The organism is Sphingomonas sp. LH128 (assembly GCF_000293195.2).
In the GTDB taxonomy this organism is placed as follows: Bacteria; Pseudomonadota; Alphaproteobacteria; order Sphingomonadales; family Sphingomonadaceae; genus Novosphingobium; species Novosphingobium resinovorum_A.
The window spans coordinates 1-22,153 of sequence record NZ_ALVC01000041.1 but is presented as its reverse complement, the minus strand read 5'-3'; the positions used below and the strand labels follow the sequence as shown (position 1 = coordinate 22,153).

Here is a 22,153-nt window from a genome sequence, read left to right as displayed (position 1 = left end):
ACGATCCGCGCCGACGGCCGCAACGTCACCGACATCGCCGACGAGATCCGCGGCCGCATCGCGCTCAATTACACGGCCGCACCGCCCGACGTGACGGTGACCGTGCGCGAGACCGACGGCACGCGCTTCTACGTGCTCGGCAAAGTCCGCACGCCCGGCAGCTACACCAGCCGCTCGGTCCCGAACATCCTGCAGGCACTCAGCATGGCCGGCGGCACCGCCGAGTTCGCCGATACCGGCAGCGCGGTGATCCTGCGCCAGACCCGCAATGGCCAGGTGGTGGAGCGCATCCAGCTGAGCAAGTTGCTGAAGGGCGCCCGCTCGCTCAATTCCGGTGCCCTCGGCACCCCGCTGCCGACGCTCCAGAGCGGCGACGTCCTGCTGATCCCGTGACGGCGGTACGTCGTGGCACCTTGCTCCTCCTGGCCGTCGCCCCGTCGACGCTGGGGCTCGCTTCCACCGATGCGGCCGCGCAGGAGCAGCCGCCCTACATCGAATTCGACATGACGGGGTTCACGGGGCGCAACCCGTTCCTCACCACGGACGACCGCAAGATGACCTCGGGCGGCGAAGTCTCCGCGCAAGGCAGCGCGGGGGTCAGGATCGATCCCAAGACCACGCTCGATCTGGATGGCAAGCTCGCCTATCGCCGCTACAGCCGTCGGTACGGGGATTTCGTCACGGGGTACGCCCGGACGGCGATCGACTATCGCGGCAGCGAGCGCTTTTCGGCCCGCACCGAGGGTGGCTTCGAGCGCCTCCTTCCGCTGGAAGGCGGCACCGGCTCGATCGATGCCGCGATCGACCCGGTGAGCCTGCAGGAACGCTACGAACTCAAGCAGAGCATGCGCTGGCGTCCCGACCAGTACATGACGGTCAGCGGCGAGGCGGCGTGGAGCCGGTTGTCGCCGCAAGGTTCGCTGCTGCTGCGCCGGACCGACGCCACCAGCTTCGGCCTCGGCCTGGAGCGCAGGCTTTCGGGCACCTCCTGGGTCGGCCTCGGCGGTATGGCGACGTTCAGCAAGTCGGCGGACCGATCGGAATCGGATTCGGCGATCTTCGTCCTCAAGGCCGGTTCGCGCATCGCGCCGAACCTGTCGATCCAGGCCGAAACGGGCGTCTCGAAGATCACCCGGCGCGAACCGGGACGGCCGAACGAGAACAACCCGTTCCAGCTCACCACCGCACTGTCCGTATGCTACGATCCGCGCCGTCTGCGGGTGTGCATCGAGGGCCGCATCTCGCCGGTCGTCACCAGTTTCGGCGGCATCCAGCGCGAGAAGGTGCTGACCACCACCTTCGACTTCCAGACCAGCGATCGCGGCAGGCTGAGCGCGAGCGGCGAGTATCGCTCGGTTCCCAGTCCCACCTTCGGATCGGACGCGAAGATCGTGCGCCTGTCCACGACTTACGAGCACCGCCTCGACGACCGCTTTCGCCTTCACATCGGCGCGGACTATGACCGCCGCACCGGCATGACCACCCAGACGCAGAAGTCCTGGACGATCCGGGCCGGCGTCACCTTCCGGATACCCAGCCGATGAACAGCACGACCCAGACATCCGCGCCCGTTTCGCCGCCGGCATCCATCGTGGGCGATACCGACTCCCTCGGCATCTACCCGGTCGAGATCCTGGCCATGCTGCGTCGCCGGTGGCGCTGGCTGATCGCGCCGACCCTGCTCGGAGCCGCCGCAGCGGCGGGCTCGGTGGTGATGCGAGAGCCGGTCTACCGGTCCTACGCGACGTTGCTGATCGATTCCCCGCAGATCCCGCAGAGCCTGATCTCCTCGCCCATCACCGAAGTGGCGGACGAGCGCATCGCCAAGATCCGCCAGCAGATCGTCAGCCGCGACAGCCTGACGCGACTGATCGAGCAGAACCGGCTTTATCCCAGCGAGCGCGCGGCGATGGACTATCCCAAACTGCTCGAGATCATGCGCACGAAGATCGGGGTGAACCTCGTCGCCGCCAACCAGGCGCAGGGACGCGGCGGCACGATCGCCTTCAACCTCACCTTCGACTACCGCGATGCCCGCACCGCGCAGGCGGTGACCGAGCAGCTGACCAAGATGTTCCTCGTCGAGGACAAGCGCTTCCGCACCGAGCAGGCCACCGGAACCGCCGCCTTCCTCGCCAAGCGCTCCGACGAACTGCGCCGCCAGCTGCGCGACCTTGCCGAGAAGCGCCGCGGCGTGCAGGCCCGCTATGCCGGTTCCCTGCCCACCGACGTCGCGCTCAGTTCGCAGTCGAGTTCGGCGATGCGCGCGGAAATCTCGCGCACCGATGCCGAGACGCAGGGACTGGTGCAGCAGTCCAGCCTGCTCGCCGCTCGCCAGCAGGAACTGGAGCGCACCCCGCCCGGCATCGAAGGGATGCAGCGCGCCGAGGAACGCCTCTCCGCGCTGCTCTCCACCCATTCGGAAAACTTCCCCGACGTGATCGCCGCCCGCGCCGAAGTGGCACGTCAGCGCGCCCTTGTCGCACGGGAACCGGGCCGGGGCGAGACGCTGATCGAGGCCGAGATCGCCGCCGGGCGCGAGCGCATCTCCACCCTCGCCGCCCGCCGCGCGGAACTGGTGCGCACGATGGCCGACATCGACGCCCGCGTCGCGCAGGCACCGCAATCGGCCTACGAACTCAACACGATCGAGCGCGAGTACGACAACATCAAGCGCCAGTACGACTCCCTGCGCGAAAAGCAGCTCGACGCGCAAGTCGCCGCCAACCTCCAGTCGGAGGACAAGGGCGAGCGCTTCACCGTGGTGGATGCGCCCAACCTGCCGCTGCACCCGCTCGGCCAGAAGGGCTGGATGGTCGTGCTGATGGGCATCGCCGCCGGGTTCGTCATGGGCCTCGTCCTGATCATCGGCCGCGAGATGCTGACCGGCACGATCCACGGCACCGAAAGCCTGCGCCGCGCCGTCCGCGCCCCGCTGTTCGGAGCCGTCGCCACCAGCCGCACACCCACTTTTCTCGATCGGCTCGCACGCTGGCTGCCGGGCCGGGCGCATGCCGCAGCCTATTCGCCAGCCTAAGCCAGTCATAACGGGAGCAGGCCCATGAACGCCGAAGTGCCATTCATTCCGCAAGGCGGCATCGAAGTCCCCGCCGTCGCCGGCATCACCTTCACGCCCGATGCCGCGCACCTGGCCGACAACCACATCGTCGGCCTCGCCCCGCCGAGCAACGAGCTGCGTCCCTTCACGATGATCCGCTCGGCCTTGCTCGACCACGCCCGCGCCACTGGCACCCGCGTCTTCGCGGTGACCTCGGCCGAGCCCGGCAACGGCAAGACGCACATCACCCTCAACCTCGCCATGGCGATGGCTCGCATCCATCCCACCGTCCTCGTCGAGCTGGACCTCCGCCGCCCGGCCCTGGGCGAGCGGCTGGGTCTGCCGGACGACTACGCGGGAGTGGAGGACTACCTTGCCGGTGAGTGTCCCTGGAGCGCCACGCAGGCGCGGATCGAGGGGCTCGACCTTACCGTCCACCGCGTCCGTAGCGCGCGCGACGATGCCGAGGTGCTGCTCGCCTCCAACGCACTGGCGCTGGCGCTGCACAACCGGCACTCGATCGACAGCGGGACGATCTGCATCATCGACACGCCGCCCGCGATCCTCAGCGACGACCTCGCGCTGATCGCCCGCAATGTCGATGGCATCCTGATCGTCGCGGAAGAAGGCCGCACCGCCAAGGCCGCCCTTCAGGAGATCATGCAAGCCGTCAGCCCGACGCCGATCATCGGCACCGTGCTCAACCGGTCCATCTCGCAAACCGCGAGGCGGGTCGATTACGGGTACTACAAGAGCGGCTCCAGGCAGGCCTGAAGCGGCCGCACACCGCCCCATACCGGAGGATGCAATGACGATCCTGAAGCTGAAAGCGCGCGCCCGATGGCTGCGCGACCTTCCCTCGCAGACGGCGCTTGCGGTGCTCAACGAAAAGCGCCTGCGCCTCTGGCTGGGCAAGCGACACCGGGCCGCCGTAAGCCGCCATGCCCGCCGCCTGCCGGATCTCGACGCCATCGGCAACGACATCGTCGCGCAGCTCAACCGCAAGGGCGTTTGCGTGACCACGCTAGACGCGCTGAAAATCCACGGCGCCGCCGAGGTGGTCGAGACGGCATGGGCTCTGTCCAGCGACTTCGCCCCCGAAGCCCGTGCGCTGGCCGCCGGGGGCAGGCAGTTCATCATCGTTCCGCCCGCCGAGATCGTGCGCAACCCCGACATCTACCGCCTCGGCCTGCACGAACGCCTTCTCGACATCGTCGAGAGCTACATCGGCCTGCCGGTCGCCTACGACGGCGTCGCGATCAACTACACCGTCGCCGACGGGCAGGAGGTCGCCACCCGCAAGTGGCACCGCGACCGGGAGGACCGGCGCATGCTCAAGGTCGCGATCTATCTCCACGACGTCGATGAGGAAGGCGGGCCCTTCCAGTGCATCGCCCGGCAGGACACCATACGCAACGACATCGACGGCTACCGCTACGAATTCGGCGAAGATCCGCTGCTCAAGGCGCGGCTGGGGCCGGACTACATCGACGACATGGTAAGCTGCACCGGCCCGAAGGGCACCGTGGTGTTCTGCGACACCGCGCGCTGCTTCCATCGCGGCAAGCCCGCCACCGCGCGCGACCGGGCCGCGCTGTTCTACAGCTATTTCGCCAGCCCGCCGCGCCATCCCTTCCTGTGCGAACGCAGCGGCATCGATCGCGGTGAAGCATTGGGCATGATCGAGGGACTGGACGAACGCCAGCGCCGCGCCGCGCTATGGCGCCGCCAGCTCTCGCCGGTCATGCGGATGATCCCTCCGGCCAGCGTCTGACGCGCGGGTCCCCCTTGTCGGAGCCCGATTTTCCTCGGTTGAAACACCCGTAGTCATCCCCGCGAAAGCGGGGATGACGAGGCTGATCGCGAGCGCAGCATGTGCTCGCAATGACGATCAGCGCACCAGCGGCTCCAGCAAATCCACCATTCGGGCCGCGCAGCGTTCGGGATCGTGGCGTTCGAGGACGCGGGCGCGGGCACGCTCGCCCATTTGCTCCAGTTCCTCAGGCCAGGCATCGAGCGCGGCGTCCAGTGCCTGCTCGATCGCATTCACGCAGCCAGAAGGCACCAGCCAGCCGACCTCACCGTCGACCAGTTCCGGGATTCCGGCGATGGCCGTGGCGATGACCGGGCGGCGCAGCGCCATCGCCTCCATGAGCACGACCGGCAGCCCCTCGGCGAAACTGGGCAGCACGAGTGCGCGGGCGGAACGCAGGGCATCGCGGATCGTCTCCGGGCTCGCCCAGCCGTGCAGGGTGACGGTACGGCCCAGCCCCAGCCGCGCGATCTGGGCCGCGATGATCGCCTCGTCCTCGCCGCCGCCGATCAGGTCCAGCCGGATCGGGCGGCGGGCGGCAACCCGGGCGACGGCCTCCAGCAGCAGCGGCAGGCCCTTCTGGGCGCTGAGACGCGCGACGCAGACGAAGCGCGTATCGTCTCCGGGCGCGCCCTCGATCGTCGCCGCGTCATCTGCCGCGAGCCCCGCGAAGAACGCCGGGTCCGGTGCGCAGTGGACGACGTGGATGCGCGGCCAGTGATCCGGGTGCGACCAGCGCATCAGCTGCCCGCGGCCGAAGCTGGACACGCCCACCACGAAGGCGGCCTCGGCGATCTTGCCCGGCAGGTCGAGGGCGCGCGGCGCATCGAATTCGTCCGGGCCGTGCGCGGTGAAGCTGTAAGTCACCGGCGCCAGCCGTGCCACCAGACGCGCCACCATCGCCGGGTTCGTCCCGAAATGGGCATGGAGATGCGAGACTCCCGCCGCCTCCAGCCTGCACGCCAGCAGCGCGGCTTCGGCGAAGTAGGCCAGCGCACGAATGCGATTGCCGCTTCCGCCGGTTCGCCAGGCCAGTTGCAGCGCGCTCAAGGCGGCTCGAGGGTGCCGGGCAAAGCGATCCAACATCGCCGACGCAAGCGCCCCTCGATCCTCCAGCAGCGCCGTAGTGCGGGCCGCCTCGGCGCGCTCAGCTGCATCTGCGGGGGCTTCTCCGGCACGGCGCACGGTGAAGCGGTGGACCGCGAACCCCTGCCGCTCCAGCGCCGCGATCTCGGTCTGGATGAAGCTGTGGCTGATCTTCGGATAGACGTTGCTGAGATAGGCGATCGCCGCGCGCGCGCGGGGCGGCGAAGCACGGCGTGAGGCGCCTGCCCACTGCATACCCGAATCGTGCCTGAAGGCGAGCGGCGCGGCGGCCGGTTCGATGATCTCCATAATCCCGTCATTATGCTCCCTGCGGGAGCCCACGGCATTGCGGGTTTTACTTAGGGAATTGACGGTGGGAGCCCCGGGAGCGTGATCCCCCGGATGCCCCCCGGGTGCCCACCGTGGGATGAATCGGTTTCACTGCGGGAGACCGGTCTTGTCGGCATTTGCCGCCTTTCGTTCCAGATGGTTGGGCAAGCATCGGAACCGCGAGCAGCCGTCGGCCGGGCGTGGGAGGACGGTCATGCGCCGGGCCATGGTCAAGGGTAGGACGTGGCTCGGTGCATGTCTGGCCCTCGTCGCCGTCGCCACCGTTCCCGCCCAGCACCCCGTCGCCAGTCCGCTGCCGCGCTTCACCGCGCCGCCGGTGGTGCGCGGCGCCTTCGACGCGCCGGACGATGCTCCGCAGCCTCCGGCCGATGCGCAGTCGCAACTGGCGCGCACCTTCAACGCCGCCGTGCCGCTGGCGGGGGGCGTCATCATCGCGGCCCAGCCGTTCTACTTGCGCGCCGCGCCCGAGGATCTGGCACGCGCGACCGACTGCCTCGCCGCTGCGGACTACTACGAGGCGGGCCTCGGCATCGCCGACCAGCGCGCGGTCGCGCAGGTCGTGCTGAACCGGGTACGCCACCGCGCCTTTCCCGCCAGCGTCTGCGGCGTGGTCTTCCAGGGCTCGGAGCGGCGCACCGGCTGCCAGTTCACTTTCACCTGCGACGGCTCTCTGCTGCGCCGCACGCCCTCCGCAGAGGCCTGGCAGCAGTCCCGCCGCGTCGCCACCGAGATGCTGCTGGGCCAGGTCGATCCGACCGTCGGCCTGGCCACGCATTACCACACCGACTGGGTGAGCCCGGCCTGGGATCGCACGATGGACAAGATCGCGGTCGTGCGCACCCACCTGTTCTACCGCTGGCGCGGCACGCAGGTTTTCGAGATGCGCCACACCGGCAGCGAGCCGGACATCGCGATGCTCGCCCGCATCTCCGACGCCCATCGCGCCGCGACGGTCGGCTCGGAAGCGCCGCAACTGCAGTTCCTGCCGGTTATCCCGACCGGACAGCCTCCCCTTACGGCACCGACACCGCCGGCCGCGCCGAGGTCGGGTCTCGGCAGCGTCCTGGCTGCACCGCCACCGAACGTCTTCCTCGTGACCCTGCCTGCAGGCGGCACCCCCGCCAGCTTCCGCGCCATGGCCGAGCAGCGCTGCGCAGGGGTGAGCCAGTGCCGCTTCATCGGCTGGACCGACGCCGCCCGCACCCCCCGCGCCCTGCCGATGCCCGGCAGTTCGGTCGATGCGATCACCTTCATCTTCGAGCGCCGCAGCACCGCCACCGCGCCCGAGAACCTGCGCTGGGACTGCACCCGCTTCGCGCCTGAAGGCACGGGGCATTGCATCTGATGCGCAGGGGATGCCCCCTTCCGAAAAGTTCGACCGACCTTTGCCGAATTCCGCCGGGACGGCCCGGAACCTAGACATTCCATCGAGGGAGAAATCGCAACGTGTCGGCAGCCCAGCATGGACCTTATCGCCGGGAAATAGACGGACTGCGCGCCATCGCGGTGCTGGCCGTCGTGCTCTACCACTTCGCGGTGCCGGGCCTGAAGGCGGGTTTCGTCGGCGTCGACGTGTTCTTCGTGATCTCCGGCTTCCTGATCGGCGGGATGCTGTGGTCCGAGCTGCTGGATGCGGGCCGGATCGACCTCGGCCAGTTCTACTTGCGCCGCATCCGCCGCCTGGCGCCCGCCTTCTTCGCGATGGGCGCCGCCAGCGCGGTCATCGGCTGGTTCGTGCTGCTCCCCTACGAGCTGCGCAACTTCGGCAAGGAACTGATCGCGTCCAGCCTGTGGATGTCCAATGTCCTGTTCTACCGCGAGGCGGGCTACTTCGATTTCGGCGCCGACAGCCGGGTGCTGCTGCACACCTGGTCGCTTTCGGTGGAGGAGCAGTTCTACATCTTCCTGCCGCTGCTGCTGACCGTGCTCGCACTCGCGCGGGTCGGGCCGAGGGTGATCCTGGGCGTGCTGATCGCGGTCTGGGCAGGCTCGCTGCTGGCCTGCGTGGCCATGACCGCCGGCTATCCGGTGATGACCTTCTACCTCTTCCCGTTCCGCGCGTGGGAAATGCTGTCGGGCGTGCTGCTGGCGATCGCGCTGCGCGGCGCGGCGCTGACCCCGCGCCTGCAGGCCGTGCTGGCAAGCGCCGGGTTCCTGCTGCTCGCCGCCTCCTTCCTGCTGATCGACAGCGCAGGCTTCCCCGGCTGGCAGGCCCTGCTTCCAGTGGCGGGCAGCGCCGCGCTGCTGGCGGGAGCGACCAATGCAAGAGGCAACCCCGGCACCGTGCTCTCGCACCCGGCGATGGTCTTCGTCGGGCTGATCTCCTACTCGCTGTATCTGTGGCATTGGCCGCTGCTGATCCTCTCGCGGTACTGGCGCGGGCACTATGCCTCACCGCTGGAGACCGCCGCATGGCTGGCGCTGGTCTTCGTCGTCGCGGCGCTGAGCTGGCGCTTCGTCGAGCAGCCCTTCCGCCGCAGCCGCCGCGTCACCTCGCCGGTGCTGCTGGGCAGCGCAGCCGTGGCCGCCGGCGCGACCCTCGCGGTCGGCGCGGTGACGTTCCTCGCCAACGGCCTGCCCGACCGCTTCTCCCCCGAAACGCAAGTCTACATCGCCGCCTCGAGCGGATTCCTGCAGGACACCAGCCGCTGCCGCCATCCAGAGAACGGCCCGCTCGCCGGTATCCGCACATGCGCCATCGGCCCCGACGGCCCGCCCGAGGTGCTGATCTGGGGCGACAGCCACTTGCGCGCGCAGATGGACGGCCTCGCCATGGCCGCGCGCGAGGCGGGGCGGCCCGGCATCATCATCTGGCGCGCCGGATGCCCGCCGCTGTTCGGCCTCGCCAAGCAGGAGAGCGCATCGACGCCCGATCAGGACGTCCTCTGCGCCGAGGAGAACCGGCGCATCCGCGCGGCGATCCGGCAATATCCCGGCATCCGCCGCCTGCTGCTGGTCGGCCGCTGGGCCTACTACGCCGACGGCAGGGGCGTGGGCCGCGATGCTCACAACCTCATTACCCTCTCCCCCGATGCCGGGTCCGGCCTCCCGCAGGGGGACGGACAGGCCGCCTTGTTCGGCGCCGCGCTCAAGCTCACGGTGGCGGAGTTGAACGGCGAGGGCCGCGAGGTCTACCTCCTGCGGCAAGTCCCCGAACTGCCCCAGTTCGACAGCATCCGCGTCGCCCGCGATCTCGCCTACGGACGGCTTACCCCCGATCAGGCCCGCACGCTCGCCAGCGTGCAGATGGCCCCCCTGCGCGATCGCAACCGTCAGGCGGAAGCACCGATCGACCAGCTCGTCGCCGACCGGCAGGTGCGCCTGATCGACCCATGGCCACGGCTCTGCCACGGCAGCTGCAGCGGCATGGTAAAAGGCGCTTCGCTCTATTTCGACAACAACCACATGACCTACGAGGGCTCGGTGCGCCTGCGCGACCTGTTCGTGCCGTTCCTCCTCGGCACCGGCCCCACGACCATAGCGGCGGCGAGCCAGTGACCCCGGGCGAACTCACCGAAAAACATTGGGACGTCATCGTCATCGGCACCGGCATCGGCGGGGGTACGATCGGCCGCCGCCTTGCCGAGCGCGGCCTTTCGGTCCTGTTCGTAGAGAAGGGCCGCGCCGGACACCGCGCCGAGCAGAACCACATGGCAAGCGACGAGATCACCGATCCCGTCGCCCGCCTCGTGCGCGGATCGTGGCCCGAGACCATCCACGCCCGCATCGAGGGAGAGGAACACCGCGTCCATCCCGCGATAGGCGCCGCCGTTGGCGGCTCTTCCGTCTTCTACGCCGCCACGCTCGAACGGCCCGAGCCGCACGATCTCGACCACAGCGCCGAGCGCCCGCACCCCACTAACGGTTGGCCGGTCAGCTTCTCTGCGATGCTCCCCTACTTCGACGCGGCGCAGGCCCTGTTCGAGGTGCGCGGCCAGCCGGACCCGCTCGCCACCCACCCGACACCCAACCTCACGGCAGGCCCCGCGATGTGCGAGGGCGATGCCCGGCTGATGGAGGGCATGCGCCGCTCCGGCCTGCACCCCTACCAGTTGCACAGCGCAATGCGCGGCCTCGACGGCTGCGGCTCGTGCCTCGGCCGCAAGTGCCCCCGCCCCTGCAAGCTCGACGGCCGTTCGGCCGGGGTAGAACCCGCCCTCGCCACCGGCCGCGCCGCCCTCGCCGATCGCTGCGAGGTTACCGAACTTCGCGGCGACGGGGGCGGCGTTACCCGCGTCGTCGCCCGCCGCGATGGCGAGGCGCTGGAGTTCACTGCCGCCCACGTGGTGCTGGCCGCAGGCGCACTGTCCTCGCCGCGCATCCTCCTCGCCTCGCGCTCGGACTGGGCCGAGGGCTGCGGCAATGCGCATGGCCAAGTCGGGCTATACCTGATGTTTCATCTGAACGAGATGTTCGCACTCTGGCCCCGGCGCAAAGAGGGCTACCCGCAAGCCGCCAAGTCCATCGGTTTTCGCGACCTCTACTATGCCGAGGGGCACCGCTTCGGCATGGTGCAGGCGATGGGGCTGGATGCAGGCGAAGGCGAGATTCTCAGTTACCTGCGCGGCAAGATCGCACGCAGCCCGCTGCGCCGCCTGCCCGGCGCGAGCCAGATGGCGCGCATACCCGCGAAAGTCGCGGCGCGGGTTCTGGGGCAGGCCAAGGTCTTCGTCGGTCTGCTCGAAGACATGCCCTATGCCGAGAACCGCGTCTCCGCCGATCCCGACCGTCCCGGCGGTATCCTGATAGACTACCGCTTCAGCCCCGAACTCCACCAGCGCCGCAAGCTGTTCCGAAAGCTGATCCGCGCCTCGCTGGGACGGCAGCGCGTTCTGTTCCTGACGTATCAGCCGGAGCTGAACTTCGGCCATCCCTGCGGAAGCCTGCGCATGGGGACCGATCCCGCGAAGTCCGTCGTCAATGCCCAGTGCCGGGTTCACGGCATGCGCAACCTGTGGGTGGCCGACGCCTCGTTCATGCCGACCTCGATGGGGGTCAACCCCAGCCTCACCATCGCCGCCAACGCGCTGCGGGTCGGCGATGCGATTCTCAAGGCTGCGGGAACATCGGATCTCGAACAGCGTGCCATGAGCCTCGTGTCATGACGCTGGCCATCGTCACCGGCGCCGGTCAGGGCCTTGGCCGCGCGCTGGCGCTGGAACTCGTCGCGCGCGGCTGCATTGTCGCGGGCCTCGCCCGCAGCGAGAGCGACCTTGCCGCCACGTCGAAGCTATCCGCCACCGCCGGGGCGTTCCACCCCATAGCCTGCGACGTATCCGATTACGACGCCCTGCGCGGCGCCTTCGACGCGATCCGCCGCATCGGCCCGATCGCCATCCTCATCAACAACGCCGCCGTCTACCCCCGCCGCGATTTCCTCGACGAGACGCCCGAAAGCTTCATGCACACGATGGCGATCAACCTCGGCGGCATGGTCGCCTGCAGCCGCCTCGCGCTGGAGGACATGGTGAGCCGGGGCACCGGCCGCATCGTCAACGTCACCAGCTTCGCCGACCTCGCGCCGATTCCGGCGAGCGGCGCCTACTCGGTCTCCAAGGGCGCGGGACGAATCTTCACCCGCGCACTGGTCGCGGACCTCGAGGGGCGCTTTCCGGACATCGTGATCAGCGACTGGATCCCCGGTGCCCTGCGCACCGCGATGGGCCTGCCCGACGGCATTCACCCGGCCGACGCAGCCCGCTGGGGCGCCGAACTCGCGCTGTCGAGCGATCCCTCGCTGAACGGCACCCTGTGGGAGCGCAACAACGAGGTCCTGGAGCCGCAATCGCTCAAGCGACGGGTGTTCAACCGCCTGATGCTGCGCCCAGCGCCGACGCCGAGGATGCTCTGCGCTGCGTGAGCCATAGAGGTAGCGGGAACGGGATGAGCCACCGCCTTCCGCTTGGCACCAGGCCTCAGAACTTTTTTGCGGTGATCTCCTTGAGCATGGCGTTATCCAGCATCGCATCGGCCAGAAGACGCTTCAGCCGAGAGTTCTCTTCTTCCAGCGAACGCAGCCGTCGGGCTTCGGAAACCTCCAGGTCGCCATACTTGGCCTTCCACTTGTAAAACGTCGCGGAGCTGACCCCATGGCGGCGGCACACGTCCGCCGTCGCCATTCCGGCCTCCTGCTCCTTCAATACCGCGATGATCTGTTCCTCGCTGAACCTGCTCCGCTTCATATCCATCCGACCCCTTCAAGGGGCGGACTCTGCTCAAATCTGGAGGAAATCCACGGGCTCAGACCAGCGGCTCTGCCGACGATACACCGCAGTTGGCGCGGTCGGAGCAACCTGCGAAGGCAGAGCTTGGCCGCGCCAAAGGCGCGGAGGCAGTCATCTTCACCTGCTCGCCGAGCCAGGTTTGCCAGACTTGCATCCCGCGCCGGGCGATGCATCGGTAACTAACGACTTTGGCACTGTGTCAATCAAGCGAGGTTACCGGTTGCAAACAGTGCTAGGATGCTTTTCAGCCTCCAACCGTGTGTGGAAACGAAGGGCGAGGCACGAGGGGCTGCAAGATGCGGGAATGGTCAGAAGGGGAGCTTCGGCAAAAGCTGTCTGCCCGGCAGTACGAGGTTCTCTCGCTGGTTGCCCGGCACCTGTCTTCCAAGGAGATCGGCGCAAGCCTTGGGCTGTCCTACAAGACCATCGACAATCATGTCGCCGACCTGATGGTCAAGCTGGGGGTTTCCAGCCGGGCCGATGCGGCGCGTATTTTCCTAGACGCATCAAAGGGTAGGGAGCGGCTACCTAGTGCGCCGCAACCGCTCGACAGCGACGAGGATGCCGAGGCACAGAGCACTCGTCCGGAAGAAACGAGAGCCGGAGCAGAAGACCAAGCGAGGGCAACGCACCCTCGATGGGAATTCTCGCGGCTCCTCAGTCTTCCTCCGGTCGGGGGCTCCCGTCATGACCTGACGATGGCGCAGCGCATGGCGATGATGGGACAGGTTGCGCTTGTCTCCGTCGTCGGCCTGGCCGCGATCGTCACGGTGATGGTCGGAATTCTCAGCCTGCTCGGCAGGTGAGCTTCACTTCACGGCAAACCTCAGCGTGATTCACGCATCGGAGAAACATATGCGTCTTTCGGAAGCAGGCGGACGAGCGGTCGCCACGGAAATTTCTGGCATGTTCAAGAGCGTCGACACAGCCCTTTTCGACGCCGCGCGCCTTGCCGCGACCATCATGGAGACCAATGCCGCATCCAGCGTCCCGCCGGCCCATCTGCAAAGTGCGCTGGATTCGGCTGCAGCCGGTTTCGCCAAGCTGGTGGAGGGCCGCAAGGACATGGTGCAGATGCATCGCAAGCTCGCCTTCATCAAGGGCGAATCGCAGCACCGGGAGACGGATTGGGGTTGCTTCGGCGACGATAGCCCGAGCGGGCTGCTGAAGACCCCCGAGACGGCGACGGCCCGAGTGTAATCCGGAAAGGGGTGATGGCCTTGACGTCGAACGTCGCAGGTTGAAGTCAAGGCCATGCTCCTGAACCTCGTCTTCGGAATACTCATGTTCGTATCCTGCCTGCCAGCGCTGCTGTGGGGCGGGTGGGAAGGGCGCAGGATATGCCTCATGTTCGTGGTCGCTGCGCTGGCGACCTATATCGGCGCAACGACGTTCAAGACCCAGATCAGCCTCGCGCACTCCACGGTCATGGTGGACTTCGTGCTGCTCATCGGCCTCGCGCATCTCGCGGCGAAGACCGACCGGTACTGGCCCTTGTGGAAATGCGCGTTTCAAGCACTCAGCGTCATCTCGTTCCTGGCCTGGGAAATCGTTCCCAATACGCCCCGGCTGTTCAAGGCTGCCTCGGCGGTGTGGAGTATCCCGCAACTGATCGTTCTGTGCGTGGGTCCAATACTCGACCTTCGGCATTCCTCCCGGGGAGCGCGCCGTGCTGAACCTCCATACGCTGACTGACGAACTGGCGCATATCCTCGGAGATCACGCCGAGATCGAGTGCGAGATCGACAACGTTCAGTCCTATCTCGACGGGATTGCCGCACGCCGCAAGGTTGCCCCCGACATCGATGAATGCGCCTGGCTGATGCTCCTTGGCCTTTACCGGGCGGGCAGTGCTCGAAAGGGGGAAATGACCGTCGCGCAGGTTTGTGCTGCGGCGGCCTGTTCATCGAGCAAGGCCATCACGCACGTTTCCTCCTTGCTCAAGGACGAACTGGTCTGTTTTCAGGCAGAGGATGACCGGTCGCAACCTCCTCTCGTCATCACGAAAAAAGGGAGCAAGATGGTGAGCGCATGGCTATCGCTCATGCATCTCGGCGCCCGTACCCCGATAGCTGTCACAACGACATCGATCGTTTCCGCGCTCGAGACCCTTGCCAGGCGCAACAGCCCCGCCGCCGATTGATGGCGCGGCCAGGCCAAGACATTGAGACATTCATGAGCACCACATACTGGACGGCGTTCGGTATCGCCGACCAACCAAGGCAGGGGCGTTCGCAAATCGATCGCAGGCGCGCGCTCATCGAGGTCGTGTCGAAAATCGCGTGCAGCGCGGTCTGGACTGAAACGCCAGATTTCATGATCTTCGATTCCCGGATCGCGATAGACGACATCACGGACCGCTTCAAATCAGCCATCGACGATGAGGTGGATCTGTTCGTTCTGGTCTGCACGCATTCGAAAGCCGGGCGGATCGTTGGCGCGAACCCGGACAAGGATATCTTCAAACTGATGACCTCGATCGAGTCAGGCTGAGACCTGAGCCGACACTCGCCAGATCAGCTGGGGAAGTTCGCATCCACGAACAACCTCGTGAACTCGAACGGACTGATCTCCAACCCCTGTTCACTGGCGGATCGCCTGCTGGCCTCCCAGACAGAAGCGATCTCGGAAACGTAGCCCTCGCTGAAGCTCATCCGTTCAGCGACGATTTCAAACCAGGGCCGCGTTCCTTCAGCCTGGACAAACGTCGGGGAGAGGAGGTGGATTGCCTGTTCCTGCTGCTCGGTCAGTTCACCGATCGCGCGCAGCACGAAGGAGTCGAGATACTGGAGAAATGGCTTTTCGGCATAACGCATCATGGCCTGGCTCCCTGACGGGCAGTATAGACCCAAAGGTCCCCGGCATCCAGCCGGGAACACGCAAGTGCTGGAATAACAACCTCTTCCCGCAGTCTCATTCGGGCATGAACCACAGTCGACCTGTCCTTGCTGCAAGATTTGTTCCGCCGCAGCCCGTGTCGTCGTAAAGGCAGGTTGGAGCCTGCATATTTAAACACAATTCATGCTTCTCTCTCCGCAGTGAGCAGGCAAATGAACGAAGATTCGATCGCCGGCATTTCTGCATTCCGGTGAATTGCACGGTCGAAGTGGCCGATTGTCAGACTTCGCATCGCTTGAAAGAGGTTGGATCTGCCTGCGCCCACCACTTCGCAGTGCGAGGATCGCGAGCGCCGGAAAGCAGTTCACCGGGTTCAACGAAGGCATAGAGCTCATCAACGGAACGCATCTCCACCGCACTGATACGCTGGCGCAGACCGTCCGGGGTGAATTCATCGGGCGACTGTAGACCGCAGGCAACGACGATGTCGTGAAGCGCTTCAAGCGTCGTCCGTTGGAAACGGGCGACGCGCTCGGCTTTCTCCGGGATCACCAGAGCCCGCTGACGGGCCGGTGACTGCGTGGCGACACCGGTTGGGCACGTATCCGTGTGACAGCGCATGGATTGCACGCAGCCCAGCGAGAACATGAACGAACGCGCGGCATTGCACCAATCGGCACCCAGCGCTGCATTCATGGCAATACCCGCACCGGAACTTACTTTGCCCGATGCTGCCAACTTCACGGGCCCTTTCAGATTCGCTCCCACCAGCGCGTTACGCGCCAGGATCAATCCTTCTCGCAGCGGCATTCCTACCCGATCGGAAAGTTCCGTCGGCGCTGCGCCGGTTCCGCCTTCAGCACCGTCGATGACGATGAAGTCCAGAAGGATTCCCGTCTCCAGCATAGCCTTCGTCACGGCAAACAGCTCGTGCGGATAACCTACGCACAGCTTGATGCCCACCGGCTTGCCGCCCGACAACTCGCGCATGCGGGCGGCAAATTCGACCAGCTCGACGGGCGTGGAGAACGCTGAATGCCAAGGCGGCGAAAGGCAATCCTCGCCCTCGGGCACATCGCGTGTCCCGGCAATCTCGCGGGTTACCTTCGGGCCGGGCAGAAGGCCCCCATGCCCCGGCTTGGCGCCTTGGCTCAACTTGATTTCGGTCATCTTCACGGCATCGTTCGCGGCCCGTTCGGCGAAGCGGCCGGGATCGAATCGGCCCTCCTTGTCGCGGCAGCCGAAATAGCCCGAACCGATCTCCCAAACGACGTCGCCACCGTGCTTCAGGTGATAAGGTGACAGGCCGCCCTCGCCGGTGTCGTGATAGAATCCGCCTATCTTCGCGCCCAGGTTCAGCGCCTCGATAGCGTTCGCTCCCAAGGCGCCGAAGCTCATGGCCGAAATATTCAGCCGTGCCGCATCATACGGCTGCGAGCACTGCGCGCTTCCGACGTGCACGCGCGTTTCTTTGGGGGCGTCACGCGAAGGCGCAATGCTGTGTGCCAGCCATTCATATTCGTCGGAATAGACGTCGAGTTCGGTTCCGAAGGGGTGGGCCGCTACATCGCCCTTGGCGCGCGCGTAGACCAGCGCTCGCTCGTCGCGGCTAAAGGGCCGGCCGTCGAGATCGCTCTCGACGATATAGGCGCGCAGGAAAGGCTGCAGCCATTCAAAGAACCAGCGGAAGCGTGCGGACGCTGGGTAGTTCCGGCGCAGCGAATGCCTCGTCTGGAACAGGTCCACCAGCGAAATCACCAGAACAGGCAGGCTGGCTAGCAGCAGCCAGAATGCCATCGGATGGCGCGGCCCCGCGACAAGCACGGCGACCGTTGCAGCCAGCGCCGCCAGCAGAACGAGATTGCGCGACAGCGCATGGTCGCGGGTCAACGCGGCGACCAGCCCGGGCCAAGTGCTCATGGGAGCAAATTGCGGATCAGGCCCGCGACATCGCGGCCCCGGCCGCCCAGCAAGGCCTTTGCAGAATAGAGCGCCATGCCCGCCACCTGCCCGGCCTCGACTTTTGGCGGCATTACCAGTTCGAACCGGTCGGTCACCACGTCCAGCAGTGCGGGTCCGGGCGTCGCCAGCCAATCCCGCACCGCGCCTTCCAGTTCCTCCGCCTTTTCCACTCGGCGCCCCCAGAACCCGATCGCTTCGGCAACACGGCCGAAGTCGGGATTGAGCAGGTCCGTATATGTGTCCAGCAACCCCTCCACCTTCTGCTCGATCTCCACGAAATCGAGCGCGCTGTTGTTGAACACGGCGACCTTGATAGGCAGCTTCTCCTGCACCGCCGTGAGCAGGTCACCCAGCATCATCGCGAGCCCTCCGTCACCTGAAAGCGAGATCACCGTTCGATCAGGGTACGCTGCCTTGGCGCCCAGGGCCTGCGGCATCGCGTTGGCCATCGTCCCATGGCTGAGGCTGATGACGGTGCGGTTGTGCCCAGTTGAGGTGACGTGACGCAGGCACCACACCATCGGTGAACCGCCGTCTGCGGTGTAGATTGCATCGTCGGGCGCCAACCGGGAAATCGTCTCGGTCAGGTATTGCGGATGGATCGCCCCACCCTTGCCGATGTGCGCGTGCTTGCCCTGCCGTTCCTCGGTCTTCGCCCGGTGCGCCAGGCAGTCGTCGAGGAAAGCACGGTCCGAACGAGCCTGCAAACGGGGCAGCAGTGCACTCAAGGTAGCCTGAACATCCCCGACGACGCCCAGGTCTACCGGATGCCGGCGGCCAAGATGGGTGCCGTCGAGATCGACCTGGATGATCGTCGCCTTTTCAGGATAGAACTGGCGCCAGGCGAAATCGCAGCCGAGCAGCAGCAGCGTGTCGCACGCCATCAGCGCGTGGTAACCGGCGTCTCCGCCAAAGATGCCGGTCATACCGACATCGAAGGGATTGTCGTGTTCGAGGAAGTCCTTTGCGCGCGAGGTATGCGCGACCGGGGCCTGAAGTGCATGCGCCAAAGCCACCACCTCGTCGTGCGCCTGCTCGCAGCCAGAGCCGCCGTAGATGGCGATCTTCTTGCCCTTGCCCAGCAGGCTTGCGATCTGGTCGAGTTCCGGGTTGGAGGGGCGCACCAGCGGATTTGCACGGTGCACCGCGAAGGGCGGCTCCTCGGGCGCCTTTGCGCTCGATATGTCGGCAGGCACGATCAGCACTGCGACCCCGCGTTTGGCCAGCGCGGCCTGTGCGGCCATCGCGGTCTTGCGACGGGCCTGCTCCGGCGTGCGGATTTCCTCGCAGAACACCGAGCAGCTTTGGTAGACCGAGCGGAAATCCACCTCCTGCGGAAAATCGAAACCCAGTTCGTCGCGCACGATCTGGCTTGCGATCAGCACCACCGGCGCACGGTTGCGATGGGATTCAAACAAGCCGTTTATGAAATGGAGGCTGCCTGGGCCGCACGACCCTGCGCACAGCGCCAGTTCGCCGGTCAGCAGCGCATCCGCTCCGGCCGCAAAACCGCCCGCTTCCTCATGCCGCACGTGGACCCATCGGATGTCGCTGGTTCGGATCGCATCGGTCACGTGGTTGAGCGTATCGCCCGGCACGCCGTAGCAGCGGGATGCGCCCGCCGCCGCAAGGGTTTCGACGATAACTTGCGCGACAGTCGCCATGAATATTTCTCGTGTGTTGCCAGAAGCCACAAGAGAAAGCCCCGAAGGTTGAGCCTGTTCCGAACGAGTGCCTTCGGCTTTCGTGCACTCCGGACACGCGGCGCCCGCCGTAGATGGTCTGTTCGATGGTCCGGCCTGGCCCGGTCCAGACGATGCGGAATCCAGGCAGCGCGCCGTTTGCCTCACCTTTTACTGTTAGATGCGTTCCTGAGGCTATCGAGATTATCGCTCCACCACGGCGACATAGCCACGCGTTCATTCCAGTGAGCGCCGCGATGGTACGCAGCCCGAACTCTATCGCTATCGCCGTGGGCGAGCGCGCATTCGATCGCATCAGGGTGCCATTTCCCGCTTTCCTTCAGCAGCGTGGATGCTGTTGCTCGAAAACCATGGGCCGTCATTTCATCGGTCGAATAGCAATGTCTGTAAGGGCCGCGCCTTTCGCGAGATGACACCCCCAGCATGGGGGCATCTCCAATCGACCCGAGAACGCGAAACCTCAAAAGACCCCCACAATGGCATGGATGCCGGTGGACGGGGGTACGCAAACCCGGACGAACCAAGGCACAAAAACCCTAGGTTTTCTGCGGATTTTATACCATTTTCAGGGTGATTTTTGAAGGGAAAATGGAGCGGGTAGCGGGAATCGAACCCGCATAGCCAGCTTGGAAGGCTGGAGCTTTACCACTAAGCTATACCCGCATTACCGGCCCGCCCAAGGACAGACCGTTGATGCGCTCGCCGCTTGCCACGACGATGACCGCCTCGTCAACGTATCTTTTCCAATCTTCGACATCCATGGCACCGCGACGCCTTTACGAAGCGAAGCGAAGCGAAGCGAAGCGATGCGATGCGATCGTCGTTCCGCCTTGCGCCCGGACAATGCCGGTTCACATAAAGATTCGATGCTCGGGAAACTGCAGGTGTGGCGTCACGCGTCCTGTGGGGACGACCGCACAATCGACCGTACGATCACGACCTCCATCACCATCTGTTTCGAAATTCAATCACAGAAGATGCTCTATGGTTGAAACCACACTTTTTGCGGCATGCGCAGAAATATGGCTATCATCCAGAAAGTTTGCATTTCGTCCGTTATAAACCGCACAATACTTTTGATCAGGGCACATTACCGGAAGATAATCGACAAGATCGATCTTGGAGTTCTTACCCACCAACCCTTCAAGATCTTTCTGATAGAACAGCGTATCTGAATAAAGATCGGAGCTGCAATTCCTGAAATCCATATTGCGGTAGGCAGCCCTGCTTGCACAGGAAAACGCTTTATTTTCGCCGGTTGGAGCGATACCCATCAGGATCAGTTTATATCCGCCGGGCGGCAGTTGCTCTCGCATTCTTGAAAACCGATCAGCCATGATGCGCTGGGTGCCATCCGGACTTGCGACTTCATCACCATCCGTCAGCAGTCCACCGCCTGAAAGGTAAGTCCTCCAGTTTCCTGCGACGATAAGCCCCTTCAACTTTGGTATGGCCGCAACCCGTTCGATTGCCTCGCTGTTGAACTGCCGGCAATCGCGGCGCATCTCCGAATTCGGCAACATCGTCGTATCGGGGATGGGCGCACACCCCGCCTTGGTTATGATCAGGCCAGCATAGCCATTGGCATCCGCGATCTCACGAAACGCCGGGATCAACTGAGTGGCATGAGAATCGCCCCAAAGCACCAAAGTGGGCTGCCGGGTGGGATCGCCGATCACGCATTGCGCAGAAGTCGAAAATTCCGCGCCGCGCATGAGGCAAGGATCGCGCTGGAATGAACTGGACTCGGCTGCGGCCTGACTCACCCAGGCCGGCATCGGGTGCCGCCCCTGCAAGCCATTGGTGAACAGCATCGACGCGCAAACCAGGCCCATCGCAATTACCGGCGCCATTGCCATCGGTGCCCACACCTTCATGCGCGCGCGTGTTGCCGGGATGCGGCGGAAAATAGGCTCCACCCCCGCATACAGCACATGCGCGGCGCCAAACATGACGGCGATCTGGACGAGTTTCACAGCCATCGACACTTCAGTTGTCGAGGCAAGTCCCCAGAATACGATGATGGGCCAGTGAACAAGGTAAAGAGGATAAGAAATCCTCCCGATATATTTCATGACGACGTTGCATAGAAATGAAGAAACCAGGTTTTCGAATTGCCCGCCGAAAATGATCAATGCCGCGCCAATGCAGGGGATCAGGGCGTGCAAACCCGGGAATGGCGTGGTCTTTTCAAAAAAGAAAATGGAATAGCCAACAATCAATATTCCGGCGGACACAAGTACGCCAGCTACGCTCTTTTTAATTTGCAAACCTAGATTGCCGGAAAGGCCAAGAAGGCCTCCGATTGCCAACTCCCATGCACGAGCGGGCAGCATGTAGAAGGAGAAACTGGGATTGCTCTTCAGAAGAAGCTCTGAACAAATAATACTGATGATGATTACGGCCGATAATACAGCCTTGACCCCATGCCTGCCGAAAAACTTCAGCGACAAAACGATCACCATCGGCCAGAAGATATAGAATTGCTCTTCGACCCCTAAGGACCATGTGTGTAACAGCGGAATCTCTTCCGCAGATGGGCTGAAATAGTCGTTTTTCTTAAAAAAATAAATATTTGACAGGGAAATGGACGCCGACAAGGCACTTTTAGTGTCTGATTCAAAATTGCGGGCGTGGCAATCAGGGCCTTGCGATGCGGCGAGCATATAGCTGGATGGATGCGATAAAGAGCCAAGCTGTGGCGGACGCGATGGTTTCCTCGAAGTCCTTTGCCAGACGCCGGTTGCGGCTCAGCCATGCGAACGTTCTTTCGACGACCCATCGTCGCGGCAAGACCTCGAAGCCCTTGGCAGTATCGGACCGTTTGATGATTTCGACGGTCCACTTTCCGATCCGGCGCAGGGCCTCCCTGAGCTTGTTTCCGGCATAGCCGCCGTCTGCAAACACGTGACGCAGCCAGGGGAAGCGCCTGACGATTTCTCCAAGGACCAGCGGTGCCCCGTCCCGGTCCTGAATGTCGGCGGCGTGCACAACGGCATGGACAAGATTTCCATCGGTGTCGGTCAGGATGTGCCGTTTGCGTCCTTTGATCTTCTTCCCTGCATCGTAACCGCACAGGCCACCGCTTTCGGTCGTCTTGACCGACTGGCTGTCGATC

Annotated in this window: 20 protein-coding genes, 1 tRNA gene and 2 pseudogenes; 14 read left to right on the top strand and 9 right to left on the bottom strand. The window is 64.9% G+C overall.

Translation table 11 applies throughout. From position 1 onward, the window contains the following. The 5 genes from LH128_RS04090 to LH128_RS04070 all read left to right on the top strand — a co-directional run. Positions 1-393: polysaccharide biosynthesis/export family protein (locus tag LH128_RS04090; RefSeq protein ID WP_008828316.1), on the top strand; the 393-nt coding region annotated here is incomplete at its 5' end. Between the two features lie 20 nt (positions 394-413). Next, the gene (locus LH128_RS04085) at positions 414-1,544 is read left to right on the top strand and encodes a hypothetical protein (protein ID WP_008828315.1); all 1,131 of its coding nucleotides are present in this window, start codon (positions 414-416) and stop codon (positions 1,542-1,544) included. Then, on the top strand, positions 1,541-3,037 hold the full coding sequence (locus tag LH128_RS04080) for a GumC family protein (protein ID WP_008828314.1): 1,497 nt from the start codon (positions 1,541-1,543) through the stop codon (positions 3,035-3,037). The genes LH128_RS04085 and LH128_RS04080 overlap by 4 nt, the downstream gene beginning before the upstream one ends. A 24-nt stretch (positions 3,038-3,061) precedes the next feature. Next, positions 3,062-3,832: a CpsD/CapB family tyrosine-protein kinase gene (locus LH128_RS04075; protein ID WP_008828313.1), complete on the top strand. Its 771-nt coding sequence runs from the start codon at positions 3,062-3,064 to the stop codon at positions 3,830-3,832. Positions 3,833-3,866: 34 nt separating this feature from the next. Further along, the gene (locus LH128_RS04070) at positions 3,867-4,832 is read left to right on the top strand and encodes a hypothetical protein (protein ID WP_008828312.1); all 966 of its coding nucleotides are present in this window, start codon (positions 3,867-3,869) and stop codon (positions 4,830-4,832) included. 117 nt (positions 4,833-4,949) lie between these two features. Here LH128_RS04070 and LH128_RS04065 read toward each other — a convergent pair whose 3' ends face one another. Continuing rightward, complete coding sequence (locus LH128_RS04065) at positions 4,950-6,266, bottom strand: glycosyltransferase family 4 protein (protein WP_008828311.1); 1,317 nt, start codon at positions 6,264-6,266, stop codon at positions 4,950-4,952. Between the two features lie 235 nt (positions 6,267-6,501). Between LH128_RS04065 and LH128_RS04060 the strand changes: the two genes are divergently transcribed. The 4 genes from LH128_RS04060 to LH128_RS04045 all read left to right on the top strand — a co-directional run bounded on the left by LH128_RS04060 (position 6,502) and on the right by LH128_RS04045 (position 12,168). Beyond that, a complete protein-coding gene (locus LH128_RS04060; protein ID WP_008828310.1) occupies positions 6,502-7,653 on the top strand; it encodes a cell wall hydrolase in 1,152 nt (383 codons plus the stop codon). Between the two features lie 101 nt (positions 7,654-7,754). After that, positions 7,755-9,806 (top strand): acyltransferase family protein, encoded by a 2,052-nt coding sequence (locus tag LH128_RS04055; protein ID WP_008828309.1) that lies wholly within the window; start codon positions 7,755-7,757, stop codon positions 9,804-9,806. Next, positions 9,803-11,413 carry a GMC oxidoreductase gene (locus LH128_RS04050; RefSeq protein ID WP_008828308.1) on the top strand — a complete coding sequence of 537 codons (1,611 nt, stop codon included), beginning with the start codon at positions 9,803-9,805 and terminating at the stop codon, positions 11,411-11,413. Before LH128_RS04055 ends, LH128_RS04050 begins: the two co-directional genes overlap by 4 nt. After that, entirely contained in the window at positions 11,410-12,168 is a 759-nt protein-coding gene (locus tag LH128_RS04045) for an SDR family oxidoreductase (RefSeq protein WP_008828307.1), read from the top strand. The genes LH128_RS04050 and LH128_RS04045 overlap by 4 nt, the downstream gene beginning before the upstream one ends. Here LH128_RS04045 and LH128_RS04040 read toward each other — a convergent pair. Next, a pseudogene (locus LH128_RS04040) lies at positions 12,081-12,490 on the bottom strand (transposase); the annotation flags it as partial. The gene LH128_RS04045 and the pseudogene LH128_RS04040 overlap by 88 nt on opposite strands. Positions 12,491-12,828: 338 nt before the next feature. On the opposite strand from LH128_RS04040, the gene LH128_RS31245 reads away from it, so the two are divergent. From LH128_RS31245 to LH128_RS04015, 5 genes are all read left to right on the top strand, one after another. Next, positions 12,829-13,338 carry a helix-turn-helix domain-containing protein gene (locus tag LH128_RS31245; protein WP_008828305.1) on the top strand — a complete coding sequence of 170 codons (510 nt, stop codon included), beginning with the start codon at positions 12,829-12,831 and terminating at the stop codon, positions 13,336-13,338. A 100-nt stretch (positions 13,339-13,438) separates the two neighbouring features. After that, entirely contained in the window at positions 13,439-13,732 is a 294-nt protein-coding gene (locus tag LH128_RS04030) for a hypothetical protein (RefSeq protein ID WP_008828304.1), read from the top strand. A 54-nt stretch (positions 13,733-13,786) separates the two neighbouring features. Next, complete coding sequence (locus tag LH128_RS04025; protein WP_008828303.1) at positions 13,787-14,227, top strand: hypothetical protein; 441 nt, start codon at positions 13,787-13,789, stop codon at positions 14,225-14,227. Beyond that, positions 14,202-14,675: a hypothetical protein gene (locus LH128_RS04020; protein ID WP_008828302.1), complete on the top strand. Its 474-nt coding sequence runs from the start codon at positions 14,202-14,204 to the stop codon at positions 14,673-14,675. Before LH128_RS04025 ends, LH128_RS04020 begins: the two co-directional genes overlap by 26 nt. A gap of 32 nt (positions 14,676-14,707) precedes the next feature. Beyond that, complete coding sequence (locus LH128_RS04015; protein WP_037517656.1) at positions 14,708-15,025, top strand: hypothetical protein; 318 nt, start codon at positions 14,708-14,710, stop codon at positions 15,023-15,025. Between the two features lie 23 nt (positions 15,026-15,048). Here the strand turns inward: LH128_RS04015 and LH128_RS04010 are convergent, their stop codons facing one another. The 7 genes and pseudogenes from LH128_RS04010 to LH128_RS03985 all read right to left on the bottom strand — a co-directional run. Beyond that, complete coding sequence (locus tag LH128_RS04010; protein WP_008828300.1) at positions 15,049-15,351, bottom strand: hypothetical protein; 303 nt, start codon at positions 15,349-15,351, stop codon at positions 15,049-15,051. 298 nt (positions 15,352-15,649) lie between these two features. Then, positions 15,650-17,290: an FMN-binding glutamate synthase family protein gene (locus LH128_RS04005; RefSeq protein ID WP_008828299.1), complete on the bottom strand. Its 1,641-nt coding sequence runs from the start codon at positions 17,288-17,290 to the stop codon at positions 15,650-15,652. After that, positions 17,287-18,996 carry a ubiquinone-dependent pyruvate dehydrogenase gene (locus LH128_RS04000; protein WP_008828298.1) on the bottom strand — a complete coding sequence of 570 codons (1,710 nt, stop codon included), beginning with the start codon at positions 18,994-18,996 and terminating at the stop codon, positions 17,287-17,289. The genes LH128_RS04005 and LH128_RS04000 overlap by 4 nt, the downstream gene beginning before the upstream one ends. 182 nt (positions 18,997-19,178) lie before the next feature. Beyond that, positions 19,179-19,412 (bottom strand): annotated as a pseudogene (locus LH128_RS34300) (integrase); the annotation flags it as partial. 212 nt (positions 19,413-19,624) lie between these two features. Beyond that, positions 19,625-19,698, bottom strand: a tRNA-Gly gene (locus tag LH128_RS03995). A gap of 305 nt (positions 19,699-20,003) precedes the next feature. Beyond that, complete coding sequence (locus LH128_RS31240; protein ID WP_083910093.1) at positions 20,004-21,701, bottom strand: acyltransferase family protein; 1,698 nt, start codon at positions 21,699-21,701, stop codon at positions 20,004-20,006. Then, a partial coding sequence (locus LH128_RS03985) for an IS5 family transposase (RefSeq protein WP_008828296.1) occupies positions 21,676-22,153 on the bottom strand: 478 nt, incomplete at its 5' end. The genes LH128_RS03985 and LH128_RS31240, both read right to left, overlap by 26 nt.